This is a genomic window from Micromonospora sp. CA-269861, from assembly GCF_050948505.1.
In the GTDB taxonomy this organism is placed as follows: domain Bacteria; phylum Actinomycetota; class Actinomycetes; order Mycobacteriales; family Micromonosporaceae; genus Micromonospora.
Window position 1 is genome coordinate 5,197,119 of the sequence record NZ_CP192014.1, and the last position, 13,573, is coordinate 5,210,691.

The 13,573-nt window shown below is 71.7% G+C and carries 12 protein-coding genes; all 12 read right to left on the reverse strand.

The features are described 5' to 3' along the window. Window positions 1-42 precede the first annotated feature (42 nt). Complete coding sequence (locus ACQP0U_RS23670; RefSeq protein WP_036411965.1) at window positions 43-852, reverse strand: DivIVA domain-containing protein; 810 nt, start codon at window positions 850-852, stop codon at window positions 43-45. A gap of 44 nt (window positions 853-896) precedes the next feature. After that, window positions 897-1,202, reverse strand: a complete 306-nt coding sequence (locus ACQP0U_RS23675) for a YggT family protein (protein ID WP_030334503.1) — start codon at window positions 1,200-1,202, stop codon at window positions 897-899. A gap of 30 nt (window positions 1,203-1,232) precedes the next feature. Continuing rightward, on the reverse strand, window positions 1,233-1,925 hold the full coding sequence (locus ACQP0U_RS23680) for a cell division protein SepF (RefSeq protein ID WP_433310890.1): 693 nt from the start codon (window positions 1,923-1,925) through the stop codon (window positions 1,233-1,235). A gap of 191 nt (window positions 1,926-2,116) precedes the next feature. After that, a complete protein-coding gene (locus ACQP0U_RS23685; RefSeq protein WP_433310893.1) occupies window positions 2,117-2,860 on the reverse strand; it encodes a YggS family pyridoxal phosphate-dependent enzyme in 744 nt (247 codons plus the stop codon). 9 nt (window positions 2,861-2,869) lie between these two features. Further along, window positions 2,870-3,985, reverse strand: a complete 1,116-nt coding sequence (gene ftsZ / locus ACQP0U_RS23690) for a cell division protein FtsZ (RefSeq protein WP_433310896.1) — start codon at window positions 3,983-3,985, stop codon at window positions 2,870-2,872. Between the two features lie 244 nt (window positions 3,986-4,229). Next, window positions 4,230-5,048: a cell division protein FtsQ/DivIB gene (locus tag ACQP0U_RS23695; RefSeq protein WP_433310899.1), complete on the reverse strand. Its 819-nt coding sequence runs from the start codon at window positions 5,046-5,048 to the stop codon at window positions 4,230-4,232. Continuing rightward, entirely contained in the window at window positions 5,045-6,610 is a 1,566-nt protein-coding gene (gene murC, locus ACQP0U_RS23700) for a UDP-N-acetylmuramate--L-alanine ligase (protein WP_433310902.1), read from the reverse strand. The genes ACQP0U_RS23695 and murC overlap by 4 nt, the downstream gene beginning before the upstream one ends. Beyond that, window positions 6,607-7,713: an undecaprenyldiphospho-muramoylpentapeptide beta-N-acetylglucosaminyltransferase gene (gene murG, locus ACQP0U_RS23705; RefSeq protein WP_433310905.1), complete on the reverse strand. Its 1,107-nt coding sequence runs from the start codon at window positions 7,711-7,713 to the stop codon at window positions 6,607-6,609. The genes murC and murG overlap by 4 nt, the downstream gene beginning before the upstream one ends. Then, on the reverse strand, window positions 7,713-9,152 hold the full coding sequence (locus ACQP0U_RS23710) for an FtsW/RodA/SpoVE family cell cycle protein (RefSeq protein WP_433321070.1): 1,440 nt from the start codon (window positions 9,150-9,152) through the stop codon (window positions 7,713-7,715). Before ACQP0U_RS23710 ends, murG begins: the two co-directional genes overlap by 1 nt. 311 nt (window positions 9,153-9,463) lie before the next feature. Further along, window positions 9,464-10,588 carry a phospho-N-acetylmuramoyl-pentapeptide-transferase gene (gene mraY, locus ACQP0U_RS23715; protein WP_433310908.1) on the reverse strand — a complete coding sequence of 375 codons (1,125 nt, stop codon included), beginning with the start codon at window positions 10,586-10,588 and terminating at the stop codon, window positions 9,464-9,466. Continuing rightward, complete coding sequence (locus tag ACQP0U_RS23720) at window positions 10,585-11,982, reverse strand: UDP-N-acetylmuramoyl-tripeptide--D-alanyl-D-alanine ligase (RefSeq protein WP_433310911.1); 1,398 nt, start codon at window positions 11,980-11,982, stop codon at window positions 10,585-10,587. Before ACQP0U_RS23720 ends, mraY begins: the two co-directional genes overlap by 4 nt. After that, window positions 11,979-13,541 (reverse strand): UDP-N-acetylmuramoyl-L-alanyl-D-glutamate--2,6-diaminopimelate ligase, encoded by a 1,563-nt coding sequence (locus tag ACQP0U_RS23725; protein ID WP_433310914.1) that lies wholly within the window; start codon window positions 13,539-13,541, stop codon window positions 11,979-11,981. Before ACQP0U_RS23725 ends, ACQP0U_RS23720 begins: the two co-directional genes overlap by 4 nt. Window positions 13,542-13,573: the final 32 nt, after the last annotated feature.

Genomic DNA, 13,573 nt, shown 5'->3' on the forward strand with positions numbered 1-13,573 from the left:
GGCGACCGTCACCATTGGCGGACAGCGATCGCCGGCCGGTGCTCAGCGTCCGGCTTCGAGGGCGCCGGAGCGCCCGCCGCCGCCGTACGAACCGGCGAGGCCCGCTGCGGCCAGCCCGTTGCCGCCAGCGACCCGGCCGGCTTCGGAGCGGGTCATCTCGGCCTCGAGGCCCTGGCCGCGACCGTCGAGGTCACGCAGCTGGCTCTCCAGGTACGCCTTGAGCCGGGTGCGGTACTCGCGCTCGAACTGCTTGAGCTCCTCGATGTGCTTCTGCAGGGCCGTGCGCTTGGCGTCCAGGCCGCCCATGGCCTCCTGGTGCCGCTGGCGGGCGTCCCGCTCAAGGGCGTCAGCCTTCGCGCGCGCCTCCCGGGTCACCTCCTCGGCCTTGCTGCGAGCCTCGGACAGCAGCTGGTCGGCCTCGCGGCGAGCGTCGGACACGTGGTCGTCGGCGGTGCGCTGGGCCATCATCAGCACGCGCAGGGCCTGCTGCTCACCGTCACCGGTGACGCCGCCGGCCGGGCCGCCGGTCGCGCGGACCTGCTCCAGCTCGGCCTGCATCGCGCGGGCAGCCTGCTCGGCCGCCGACTTGTCGCGCTGCACCCGGTCCAGTTGGGCCTTGACGTCGTTGAGCTCCGCCGCCAGTCGGGCGTCGCCGCCGGGGCCTGCGGGGGCGCCGCCACGGCCGCCGCGCTCCACCTGGGCGCGCAGCTCGTTGTTCTCCTCGATGAGACGGGCGAGCTCGCGCTCGACCTCGTCAAGGAAGGCGTCGACCTCCTCCTCGTCATACCCCCGCTTGCCGATCGGCGGCTTTTTGAAGGCGACGTTGTGGACGTCGGCCGGGGTCAGCGGCATCGAAACTCCTCGGGTCAGTTGCGGCCGCGAAAGCGCGTCGGTCATCAGGCAGATGCCCTGATCGACGGCCCTAACACGAACTCCATCAGCACGAACAGGATAACCAGGAGCACAAGGGAGGCCAGGTCGATGCTCACGGTACCAATTCGCAGCGGAGGGATCACACGCCTCAACGCGTTGAGAGGGGGATCAGTGACGCTCCACACGGATTCCAATCCTGCTGATGCTCCACGCCCCGGTTGCCAGCGACGGCCGTACTGCAGGACGGCGCTCAACACGAACCGGGACAGAAGAAGGAGCAGGAAGACATAAAGGATCAGGTACAGCACTTGCAGTAAGATCGACAACACGGTCAGCGACGTCCCTCGGGTCGGGCGGGGTCAACTCAGACTGAAAAAGCCGCCCTCAGCGATCTTGGCTTTGTCCTCAGCGGTGACCTGGACGTTAGCCGGTGAGAGCAGGAACACCCGATTGGTCACGCGCTCGATCGTACCGCGCAGACCGAACGCCAGCCCGGCGGCGAAGTCCACCAGACGGCGGGCATCGGCCTCATCCATCTCGGTGAGATTGATGATCACCGGGACCCCGTCGCGGAAGTGCTCGCCGATGGTGCGCGCCTCCCGGTAGGTGGTGGGGTGCAGCGTGGTGATCTGGTAACGCTGCTCCTCCTCGGGCAGAGCCCGCTCACGCGACGTGACCTGCGGCGCGAGGGCCAGGTTGTCCCGCGTGTGGTAGGTCAGCGCGCCGGAGGTCTCGCCCGCCGACGACCGGGTGATCGACCGTACGCTGGACCGCTCGACCCGCTCCGGGCGCTCACCGTCACCGCGCTCGGACTCGCTCAACCGCCCGCTCGGCCGCTCGGAGAGTCGACCACGCCCGCTCTCGCGCGGCCGGGGAGCCGGCGGCTCCTCGGTGTCGTCCTCGTCGTCGTCGGCGAACTCCTCGGCGTACCGGCTCTGCCGGTAACGCGAGTCGCGGTAGCCACCCTTGTCGTAGCCACCGTCGTCGTAGGCCCGCTCGTCGTCTTCTTCGACCAGACCGAGCCAGACCCCCGCCTTGCGCAGTGCACCCATCCCGCGCCCTTCCGTCCGCCGTGCGGCACGCGCCCCCGTGCCATGTCGCCCGTCGCGAGTGGACAACCATGCCCATCGGACCGGAACAGCAATCCCCCGGCGCGCGATTCGCGTCGCGCGCCACGACCCCCGACTAGGAGACGCCCGCCCCTGAAACAACACTGATGTAATTTGCTTGTCTCGCGGTCAGGCTACCGCAGCGTGGGACGCATTCCGAGCAACGCGCTACCGACGCGGACATGTGTCGCGCCGTAACGGATCGCGATTTCGAAATCTCCGCTCATTCCGGCGGACAACGCTGTCGCTCCCGGATGGACAGCCCGAAACACGCCGGCAACCTCCGCGAGCCGGGCGAACGCCCGCTCCGGCTCCCATCCCAGCGGTGCGACCGCCATGAGGCCGACCAGACGCAGCCCCGGCGCGTCGGCCACCGCCTCGGCCACCGACTCCAACCCGGCGCCCGGATCCGCCGAATCGGGCAGCGCTCCGCCCCGGACCGCGTCGCCGTCGATGCTCACCTGAATCAGGGCGTCGAGCGGCTCCTGCCGGTCGGCGGTCGCGGTGGCCAACGCCCGGGCCAGCCGGACACTGTCGACGGAATGCACCACGTCGGCGTAGCGGACCACCGAGCGGGCCTTGTTGCGCTGCAACTGCCCGATGAAGTGCCAGCGGGGACGCACCCCGGCGGCAGCCACCTCGGCGGCTTTGCCTGCTGCCTCCTGGTCGCGGTTCTCCCCCATGTCGGTGACCCCGAGCCCGGCCAGCGCCAACACGTCGCTGGCCGGGTACGTCTTCGTCACCGCGATCATCGTGACCTCGGCGCGGTCCCGGCCGGCCTGCGCGCAGGCGTCATCGATCCGGGACCGTACCTGGGCCAGACCGGCCGCGAGTTCGGCGCGCCGATCCGGTCGTACCGTGGCTGAGCTGTCGGTCATCGGCGGTGCTCAGGACCCGTTCTTGAGGAAGTCGGGGACGTCCACGTCGTCGAAGAGCACGCGACGTGGCGACTGGGCCGGAGCCGGGTTGGTGGCCGGCGTCGGCACCGGAGTGCTCTGCGGCGCCGGCTGGTTGGTGTTGGTCTTGCGAGCCGGCTCGGCCGCCTTGTACGCGGGCGTGCCGCCGTCGAAGCCCGCCGCGATGACAGTCACCCGCACCTCGTCACCGAGCGCGTCGTCGATGACCGCGCCGAAGATGATGTTGGCGTCCGGGTGGGCCGCGTCGGTGACCAGCTGGGCGGCGTCGTTGATCTCGAAGAGGCCCAGGTCGGAACCGCCGGCGATGGAGAGCAGCACGCCCCGCGCGCCGTCCATGCTCTGCTCCAGCAGCGGGCTGGAGATGGCCGCCTCGGCCGCCTCGACCGCGCGGTTCTCGCCGCGGGCACTGCCGATGCCCATCAACGCGCTGCCGGCGCCGCTCATCACGCTCTTGACGTCGGCGAAGTCCAGGTTGATCAGACCCGGGGTGGTGATCAGGTCGGTGATGCCCTGCACACCCGAGAGCAGCACCTGGTCGGCGGTGCGGAACGCGTCCATCATGCTGATGTTGCGGTCACCGAGGGCCAGCAGCCGGTCGTTCGGGATCACGATCAGCGTGTCGCACTGGTTGCGGAGTTCGTCTATTCCCGTCTCGGCCTGCACCTGGCGGCGCTTGCCCTCGAACGAGAACGGCCGGGTCACCACACCGATGGTCAGTGCGCCGAGCTTGCGGGCGATGTTGGCCACCACGGGCGCGCCGCCGGTGCCGGTGCCGCCGCCCTCGCCGCAGGTCACGAAGACCATGTCGGCGCCCTTGAGCACCTCCTCGATCTCGTCGCGGTGGTCCTCGGCGGCGTTCTTCCCGACGTCCGGGTTGGCCCCGGCCCCCAGGCCACGGGTCAGCTCCCGGCCGACGTCGAGCTTGACGTCGGCGTCGCTCATCAGCAGCGCCTGCGCGTCGGTGTTGATCGCGATGAACTCGACGCCCTTGAGCCCAACCTCGATCATCCGGTTGACGGCGTTGACGCCGCCACCCCCGATGCCGACGACCTTGATGACCGCCAGGTAGTTGTGCGGAGGTGTCATCTCCGGTCCTTTCTTCGAGATTGGCTTCGGCCGACCGGGTACGGCGTGGCCAGACCAGCGGCCGACGACAGCTGTCACCAGCGAGGATCAGGGGTGAACCCTCACCCTCTACTAGAGGCTTACAGTTATGTCAACCACTGAAGCTCTTCGGGGCAACGTAAGCGCCACCGCGCGATGAGCCAAGGACCCGGGCGGCGTGTCGCCGAGCGGAGCGCGACGGGTCACGTCCCCGTGCGCTCACCTGTCAACGAAAGGTCACCACGTCTGGCGCGCTCACATCGATCCGATCGGTGTCCTCGTCGAGCAGCGCGGTGGCCACCCGGGCCTTGTCCGTACCCCGGGTCGCGTCGCCCCAGACCACCGTCCGGTCCCCCCGCAACCGCAGGCTGATCCGGGCCAACCCCTCCACGTTCACGTCCACCAGCTCGGCGCGAAGCTGCGGCGTCAGCGCGACGAGCACCTCCAGCGCGGCCCGGGTGCCCGGGTCGTCGGCGGCCGGGCTGGCCACCGTCACCTGCGGCAGGCCGGCCGGGCGTCGCTCCACCGTCCGGAACGCCACCCCGCTCCGGTCGATGAGGGCGAACGCCTCCCCCTGCGGCACCACCGCCACCGCGGTCCGCTCGGTCACCCGCACCACCAGCGCGCCGGGCCAGTCCCGGGAGACAGTGGCCCGCTCCACCGCCGGCAGCGCGCCGACCCGCCGGGCGGCGGCGGCCAGGTCCACCCGGGCCAGCGGCACCCCGTCCGGAACGCCCACCGCGTCGTGCACCTGCACCGGAGTGACCAGGTCGGCACCCTCCACGCGTACCTCACGCACGCCGAACAGCCCGGTGCCGAGCACCGTCCAGGCAACCAGCCCGGCCAGGGCGAGCACACCGGCGGCCACCGCCCACGGCAGCGCCGCACGCATGCGGCGCTGCCGGGCACGGGCCATGAACCGGCGGGTCGAGGGCGGTACCGCGTCGCGGCCCGCCCGGACCAGCTGCCACCGCCGGGCCGGACCCCGGCGCGGGGCGCCACCCTCGGCGGCGCTGGTCCGCCCTCGGGCCGGGCCGGGACTCATCCGGCCGTGGGCGCCGAGCCGCCGGGCACGGCGGTGCCACCGAGAGCCGCGCCGTCGCCACCGGACGTGGCCCCACCCGCCACCGGATCACCGATCGCCGGGGTGGTGGCCACCGGGTCGACGGTCGCGGTCGGCGCCGAGCCGGCCGTACGCTCACCCAGGGCGGCCAGCAGCTCGTCACCCATCAGCGAGATCGGCGGGGCGCCCATGGTGACCACCACGTCCCCCGAGCGGGCGCGACGCGCCACCTCGACCGGGGCCTGCTCCCACGACTCCACGAAGACCTTGCGGTCGGCGGGCAGCTCCACTGCCGCGATCAGCGCCGCCGAGCCCTCACCGGGCTGACGCAACTCACCCGGCCCGAAGACCTCCAACAGCACCACCTCGTCCGCGATGGCCAGCGCCTCGGCGATCTCGGCCTGGTTGTCGCGGGTGCGGTACAGCCGGTACGGCTGGAAGACGACGATCAGGCGGCCATCCCCGGCGACCTCGCGCAACGTCTGCATCGCCAACGTCATCGACGTCGGGTGGTAGGCGTACTCGTCGTAGACCAGCACGCCGTCCGCGACACCCTTGCGCTCGAAGCGCCGGCGCACGCCGGGGAAGACCGCGAGCGCGGCCTCCGCCGCCTCCAGCGGCAGCTCCAGCAGGTACGTGGTCAGCACCGCGGCGGCACTGTTCAGCCCCATGTGCCGCCCCGGCACCGGCAGCCGGAACTCACCGAGCGACCGGCCGTCGATCGCGGCCAGGTAGCGCACCCCACGCGCGGAGGAGACCATCTCGGTCAACCGCAGGTCGGCGTCGTCCGCCTCGCCGTAGGTGAACACCCGTCGTCCCTCGGACCGCAGGCTCTCGGCCAGCCGCCGACCGCCCGGGTCGTCCGCGCAGGTGATGATGAACCCGTCCGGGTCGGTGAGTCGGGCGAACTCCACGAACGCCGCCTCCAGCGTCGCGTAGTCGCCGTAGGTGTTCAGGTGGTCCGCCTCGACGTTCGTGATGATCGAGACGTACGGGCGGTAGATGAGGAACGAGCGGTCGCTCTCGTCCGCCTCGACCACGAAGTGCTCGCCGGTGCCGTGGTGGGCGCCCGAGCCGACCTCGGAGATCTCCCCACCGATCACGAAGGACGGGTCCACACCGGCCTGCTGGAGCACCATCGTCACCATCGAGGTGGTGGTGGTCTTGCCGTGCGTCCCGGCGACGGCCACCGCCCGGCGACCGGTCATCGCCGCGGCGAGCGCCTCCGAGCGGTGCAGCACCCGCAGGCCACGCCGACGCGCCTCGACCAGCTCCAGGTGGTCCTGTGGAATGGCCGACGAGTAGACGACGGTGTCCACGCCGTCGAGGTTCGTCACCTCGTGGCTGAGATGGATGGTGCCGCCGAGGGCCCGCAGGCCGGCCAGCGAAGGCCACTCACGCAGATCGCTGCCGGACACCCGGATGCCGCGGGTGAGCAGCAGTCGGGCCACGCCGAGCATGCCCACCCCGCCCACCCCGATCAGGTGGACGGCGCCCAGGTCCTCGGCGGTGAGCGTGCCGGCCGGGGTGAACTGCGCGGTCATCGGTTCACCGCCGCCAGCACGAACGAGCGCAGTGCCTCGTCGCCGTCGCGCCGGCCGTACGACCCGGCTGCGGCGCCCATCGTGTAGAGCCGCTGCGGATCACGGATGAGCGGGATGACGGTGCGCTCCAGCCAGTCCGGGGTGAGTTCCCCGTCGTCGACGAGCAACCCGCCGCCGGCCTCCACCACCGGCAGCGCGTTGCGCCGCTGCTCCTGGTTGCTGTGCGGGTACGGCACGTAGATCGTGGGCAGCCCGATCGCGGAGACCTCGGCGACGGTCATCGCCCCGCCCCGGGCCAGCATCAGGTCGGCGGCGGCGTAGCCCAGCTCCATCTCGGACAGGTACGGCAGCGTCACGTACGGCACCGGCAGGTCGGTGGGGATCGGCACCGGCTCGTTGCGGGCGCCCATCACGTGCAGCACCTGCACGCCGTTGCGGGCCAACTCCTTGGCCGCCCCGGAGACCGCCAGGTTGATCGAACGGGCACCGGACGACCCGCCGGACACGAAGAGCACCGGCAGGTCCGGGCGAAGCCCGAAGTGGGCGCGGGCGGCGTTGCGCAGCGCGTACCGGTCCAGACCGGTGATGGAGCGGCGCAGCGGCACCCCGACCACTGTGGCGTCCCGCAGCGACTCGGCCTGACTCGGCTGATTGGGGAAGCCGACGGCGACGTTCTTGGTGAACTTCATGCCCAGCCGGTTGGCCACGCCCGGTGGCACGTTCACCTCGTGGATCACCATGGGCAGCTCACGACGCCACGCGGCCAGGTAGGCCGGCACCGCGACGTACCCGCCGAAGCCGACGACCACGTCGGCGCGCACCTCGTCGATCACCTTGCCCGCGGCGCGCGCCGCTGTCCACATCCGGCCCGGGGTGCGGACCAGGTTCATGTTGACCGACCGGGGCAGCTGGTACGCCGGAATCTGCCGCAGGTCGTAGCCCTGCGGCGGAATCAGGTCGTTCTCCATGCCCCTGGGTGTGCCGAGGCAGGTGATCCGGACGCCCGGGTCGTGTCGGCGCAGGCAGTCGGCGAAGGCGAGCAACGGGTAGACGTGCCCCCCGGTGCCACCTCCAGCGAGTACCACCGAACGCAGCGGACCCATCAGCGTCTCCTCTCGCTCGCCGTACCCCGGCTCCGGTCCTGTCGGACCCCGCGCGGCGCGGCCTGATCGTCATGGCGCCGCTCGCGGGACCGGGGCACGGACCCTCGGCCAGCGGGCGGCGTCGCCGGTCGGCGACGCCGGCCGGGAAGCGGCGGCAACGGGGCCCAGAGTAGTCGGACCCACCGGGCCGGCGGACGGGCATGCAGTGCTCTGGCCGCATCGGGTTCGGCGCGGGCGAAGGACGCCAGCATGCCGACGCCGGCCAACGTCACCACCAGGGCACTTCCGCCGTCGGAGATGAACGGCAGCGGCAGGCCGGTGATCGGCAGCAGCCCGACCACCCCACCGATGTTGATAACGGCCTGGCTGACCAGCCAGGTGGTCACGGCGGTGGCGGCGAGCCGGCGGAACGGGTCGTCGACCCGCCGGGCGATCCGGAACCCGGTGTACGCGAGGACCGCGAACAGGCTGAGCACCACGACGCACCCGATCACGCCCAACTCCTCGGCGATGACCGCGAAGATGAAGTCGTTGTGCGCCTCGGGCAGCCAGTCCCACTTCAGGCTGCCCTTGCCCAGCCCGACACCGAACCAGCCACCGTGCTCGATGGCCAGCCGACCCTGGTAGAACTGGTAGCAGGGGTCGCCGCACTTGTCCGGCGGCGGTGGGTTGAGAAAGAGCGTCAGGCGGGCCAGGCGGTAGTTGTCGGCGCCCCGCTCGCCGGAGCCGGCGCCCAGCGACGCCACCGCGATGAGCAGACCGACGCCGAGCAGACCGACCACCGTCAGCGCGCCGAAGACCCGCATCCGGACCCCGGCGGCCCAGAGCAGGCCGACCACCAGGGCCAGCAGGCAGAGCATCGTGCCCACGTCGTTGTAGCCGACAAGCACGAAGAGCAGGCCCATCACCGGGAAGAGCGGGGTGGCCAGCTCCCGCCACCAACCCAGCGCGGCGCCCTTGCGGGCGATCAGGTGCGCGCCCCACAACACCAGCGCGAACTTGGCCAGCTCGGAGGGCTGCACCTGGATCCCGCCGATGAACAGCCAGAGCAGCCGCGCCTCGATCGGGCCGATCCGGGCGGAATCCTGGTCGGTCAGCCGGGCGTAGGCGAGCAGCAGGTTGAGCAGCAGCAACAACCCGATCGAGGTGAACAGCAGCGGCCGGCCCAGCGAGCGGTAGGTGCTGGCCGGCAGGCGCTGGCAGGCCCAGAACGCGCCGATGCCGATCACCGCGAAGATGGCCTGCTTGGTCACCGACGCCGAGGCGTTGCCGTCCTCGGCGTAGTCCTTCACGCTGGTCGCCGAGAAGACCATGGTCAGCCCGATCAGCAGCAGCAGGCCGGCGCAGGACAGGAGCAGGTAGTAGGAGGCCAGCGGCCGGTCCAGCAGGCCGCGCAGCGCGGCGAGGCCGCCGGCCGCGTCGACACCGCGCAGCGGCACCGGCGCCGCCGGTTCCGCCTCCCGCGCCGCCGCGCCCGGTTCCGGCCCCCGCGCGTCGTCCGCCGGCGCAACCGCCTCCGCGGTACGCCCTACGCGACGGTCGCCGGGCGCGGTGCGCCCGCCAGCCCTGCCCTCAGTGCCGATGTCCTCCCCCACCCCGACATCATCACCGTTGAACACGCCCGACACCCCCAGAACGCCCCCTCGGGCGTGTCGGCCCTCCCCCTCCCGCGATCTTGCACTTGCTGCGCCGGCATAAGCCGCAGAACGCGACATTCCACGGTGCGAAAGTGCAAGATCGCGGAAGGGGATCAGGTCATGTTGGCGAGGAACTCGCTGTAGAACAGGCCCAGGGCGATGGCCACGCCGATGCCGGCGATGATCCAGAAGCGCACCACGATGTTGACCTCGCTCCAGCCGGCCAGCTCGAAGTGGTGCTGGAGCGGAGACATCCGGAACACCCGTTTACCAGTGGTCTTGAAGGAGATGATCTGGATCACCACGGACATCGTGATGATCACGAAGAGCCCGCCGATGATCGGCAGCAGCAGGATGGTGCGGGTGGACATCGCCATGCCGGCGATCAGGCCGCCCAGCCCCAGCGCACCGGTGTCGCCCATGAAGATCCGTGCCGGGGACGTGTTCCACCAGAGGAAGCCCACACAGGCCCCGGCCGCCGCCCCGGCTATCAGCGCGATCTCCAACGGGTCGCGGACCTCGTAGCAGTACGGCTGGGTGTAGCTCGGGTCGGCGCACCAGTGCCGGTACTGCCAGAACGCGATGAGCGCGTACGCGGCGAGCACCATCACCGACGCGCCGGTGGCCAGACCGTCCAGGCCGTCGGTGAGGTTCACGCCGTTCGTCGCAGCCATCACCACGAAGATGAAGATGATCACCGCGCCGACCTTGCTGACCTCCAGGAAGTCGATGTCCCGGATGAAGCTCAGCGTGGTGCTGCCCACCGTCTCGGTGTTGGTCGCCTTACCCGTCGCGTCGGTCATCGTGCTCGGGAACCACAGCGCGATCACCCCGAAGACCGCGCCGACCAGGATCTGGCCGAGCAACTTGCCGCGCTTGTTCAGCCCGGCGCTGTTGCGCTTGCGCACCTTGAGGAAGTCGTCGAGGAAACCCACCGCGCCGGAGAAGACCATCAGCCCCAGCAGCACCAACGCGGTGATGGTCGGCTCCACCTGGGCGATCTGCTGGTCCGGCAGGGTGGTCAGGGCCAGGTGCCCGGCCACGTACGCGATAACCGTGGCCAGGATGAAGACCACGCCACCCATGGTGGGCGTGCCCTTCTTGCCCTGGTGCATGGCGGGGCCGTCGGACCGGATCGGCTGACCGGCCTTGAGCCGGGTGAACACCTTGATCGCGATCGGGGTGCAGAAGAGCGAGACGAGGAAGGCCACCCCGATGGCGACGATGACCGCCCTCATCGGGTCGGCTCCCCGTCGGTGTCGGCGCGCAGGGCGTCGGCCACCTCCCAGGTCCGGTACCGGGAACCCTTGACCAGGACGACATCACCCGGTCGTAGCTCGCTCCGCAGCACCTCGACGGCCGCCGCCTGATCGGTGAGCAGCACCGACTCTCCTCCCCAGTTCGCTACCGCTGTCGCGCCTTCGTGGATCGGCGCGGCCGGCTCACCCACCACGAGCAGCCGGTCGACACCCAGCTCGGCCGCGAGTCGGCCGACCTCGGCGTGGCCGTCGTACTCGAACGGGCCCAGCTCGGCCATGTAACCAAGCACCGCGACGGTACGCCGCCCCTGACCCATGCTCGCCAGCGCCCGCACCGCGACCGCCATCGAGGCCGGATTGGCGTTGTACGAGTCGTCGATCACGGTCACCCCGTCGGGACGGTCGAAGACGTCCATCCGCCGGGTCGAGACCAGCCCCAGCTCGCCGAGGGCCGTGGCCAGCTCCGCCAGCGGCATACCCAGCTCCCGGGCGACCGCCGCCGCCGCGAGCGTGTTCCAGACCTGGTGGCGGCCGGCCAACCGGAGCCGGACCGGCGCGCGCCCCTCCGGGGTGACAAGGGTGTACGACGCGTACCCCCGCTCGTCGAGCGTCACGTCCTCGGCGCGCACGTCGGCGTCGGACGCCTCGCCGTAGCGGACCACCCGGGCCTGCGTACGGCTCGCCATCGCGTCCACCCGGGGGTCGTCGGCGTTCAGCACGGCCAGCCCGTCCGGCGGCAGCGCCTCGACCAGCTCCCCCTTGGCCAGGGCGATGGCGTCCTGCGAGCCGAACTCGCCGATGTGCGAGGTGCCGACGTTGAGCACCACGGAGATCCGGGGCGGCACCAGCTCACACAGGTAACGCACGTGGCCGACCCCGCGCGCGCCCTTCTCCATCACCAGGTAGCGGGTGTCCGGGTCAGCCCGCAGGGCGGTGTACGGGTGCCCCAGCTCGTTGTTGAACGAGCCGGGTGGCGCCACCGTGGCCCCGAGCCGGGCGGTGAGCTGACCGATCAGGTCCTTCGTGGTGGTCTTGCCGGACGAGCCGGTCACGCCGATCACCGTCAGCCCGGGCAGCCGGTCCACAGCGGCGCGGGCCAGTCGGCCCATCGCGGTCAGGGCGTCGTCGACGAGCACCATCGGCACCCCGGGAACCTCGCGGCTGCCGAGCACCGCCACCGCGCCGGCCTGGATCGCCGTCGCCGCGTAGTCGTGCCCGTCGACCTTCTCCCCCGGGAAGGCCACGAAGAGCGAACCGGGCCCCACCTTGCGCGAGTCGAACTCCACCGAACCGGTGACGGTGGCGGCCGGGTCGGCGGCCACCAGCCGTCCGTCGACCGCCGCGGCCACCTCGGCCAGGCTCAGCGTGATCACCGCTGGCCCGCCAGGTCCCCGAAGCGGGCCCGCAACGCCTCGGCCAACTCGATGCTGTCGTCGAACGGGAACACCTCGCCCGCCACCTCCTGGCCGCGCTCGTGACCCTTGCCGAGCAACGCGATCACGTCGCCCGGCTCGGCCAGCCGGACCGCCTCGTCGATCGCGGCGCGGCGGCCCGCCACCTCGATGATCCGAGCGGCAGTGCCGGCCCGGTACGCCCCGGCGAGCACCTCGGCGCGAATCTCCCCCGGGTCCTCGGTACGCGGGTTGTCGTCGGTCACCAGCACCACGTCGGCTCCCTCCGCCGCGGCGGCGCCCATCACCGGCCGCTTGCCCCGGTCCCGGTCTCCGCCGGCGCCGATCACACAGATCAGTCGGCCGGCGCTCAGCTCGCGCAGCGCGGCCAGCGCGGCCACGATCGCGTCCGACTTGTGCGCGTAGTCGACCACCCCGCGCACCGGCGCGACCACGTCGACCAGCTCCAGCCGGCCCGGGACGCCACCGCAGGCGGCCACACCGGCGGCTGCGGTCACCGGGTCCACCCCGGCGCCGACAAGCGCGGCGATGGCCAGCAGCGCGTTTGCCACGTTGTGCCGCCCGGGCAGCGCGACACCGGCGGACAGGGCCACGTCGTTCGGGCCGTGCGCGGTGAACCGCTGCGCGTACCCCTCGCCGCCCACCCCGTCGGCCCACCACGTCGCGCCCTGGTCACCGGCCGCCGAGTAGGTGACAGTCGTCGGCTTGAGCAGCGGCTTCAACGCCGGGTCGTCGTGGTTGAGCACCTCGACCGCGCAGCGCCCGTCGAAGAGCTGGGCCTTCGCGGCGAAGTAGTCGTCGCTGTCGGCGTGGAAGTCCAGGTGGTCGGAGCCGAAGTTGGTGTAACCCCCGACGGCGAACCGCACACCGCCCACCCGGCCCATGGCCAGCGCGTGGCTGGAGACCTCCATGACCACGGCGGTGACCCCACGCTCGCGGGCGGTGGCCAGCATGGCGTGCAGGTCGGTCGCCTCGGGGGTGGTGCGCACACTGTCGATGACCAGGTCACCGAGCCGGGTCTCCACCGTCCCGACCAGCCCGGTGGTGTGCCCGGCGGCCCTCAACCCCGACTCGATCAGGTACGCGGTGGACGTCTTGCCCGCGGTGCCGGTCACCCCGACCACGATGAGGTCGGCGGTCGGGTCGCCGTACACGGCCGAGGCCAGCTCGCCGAGCACGGCGCGCGGGTCCGGCACCACCAGGGCGGGCAGACCGGTCTCCGCCGCCAGCTCCGCACCGGCCGGGTCGGTCAGCAGGGCCACGGCACCCGCCTCGGCGGCGGCGGCGGCGAACTCCGCGCCGTGCCGACGGGCACCGGGCAGGGCCGCGTACAGGTCGCCGGAGCGAACCTCCTGGCTGGCGTGGGTGACCCCGGTGACGACCACCGTGGCGGCGTCCGCCGGGAGGTCGACGGCGAGCCGGACGGCGAGATCACCGAGCCGGACTCCGGTCACGGTACGTGGACGTGGATTGCCGGGCACGGCGTCAGACCCTACCCGGTCGTCCGGTTCCGGCCGCACAGCCGCCCCGGTGGTTCGTCGGCACTCACCGA

Bases quoted from the DNA above. Each gene is read 5' to 3' on its own strand.
- ACQP0U_RS23670 (WP_036411965.1), bottom strand. From the start codon at position 852: ATGCCGCTGACCCCGGCCGACGTCCACAACGTCGCCTTCAAAAAGCCG.
- ACQP0U_RS23680 (WP_433310890.1), bottom strand. From the start codon at position 1,925: ATGGGTGCACTGCGCAAGGCGGGGGTCTGGCTCGGTCTGGTCGAAGAA.
- ACQP0U_RS23685 (WP_433310893.1), bottom strand. From the start codon at position 2,860: ATGACCGACAGCTCAGCCACGGTACGACCGGATCGGCGCGCCGAACTC.
- ftsZ (WP_433310896.1), bottom strand. From the start codon at position 3,985: ATGACACCTCCGCACAACTACCTGGCGGTCATCAAGGTCGTCGGCATC.
- ACQP0U_RS23695 (WP_433310899.1), bottom strand. From the start codon at position 5,048: ATGAGTCCCGGCCCGGCCCGAGGGCGGACCAGCGCCGCCGAGGGTGGC.
- murC (WP_433310902.1), bottom strand. From the start codon at position 6,610: ATGACCGCGCAGTTCACCCCGGCCGGCACGCTCACCGCCGAGGACCTG.
- murG (WP_433310905.1), bottom strand. From the start codon at position 7,713: ATGGGTCCGCTGCGTTCGGTGGTACTCGCTGGAGGTGGCACCGGGGGG.
- mraY (WP_433310908.1), bottom strand. From the start codon at position 10,588: ATGAGGGCGGTCATCGTCGCCATCGGGGTGGCCTTCCTCGTCTCGCTC.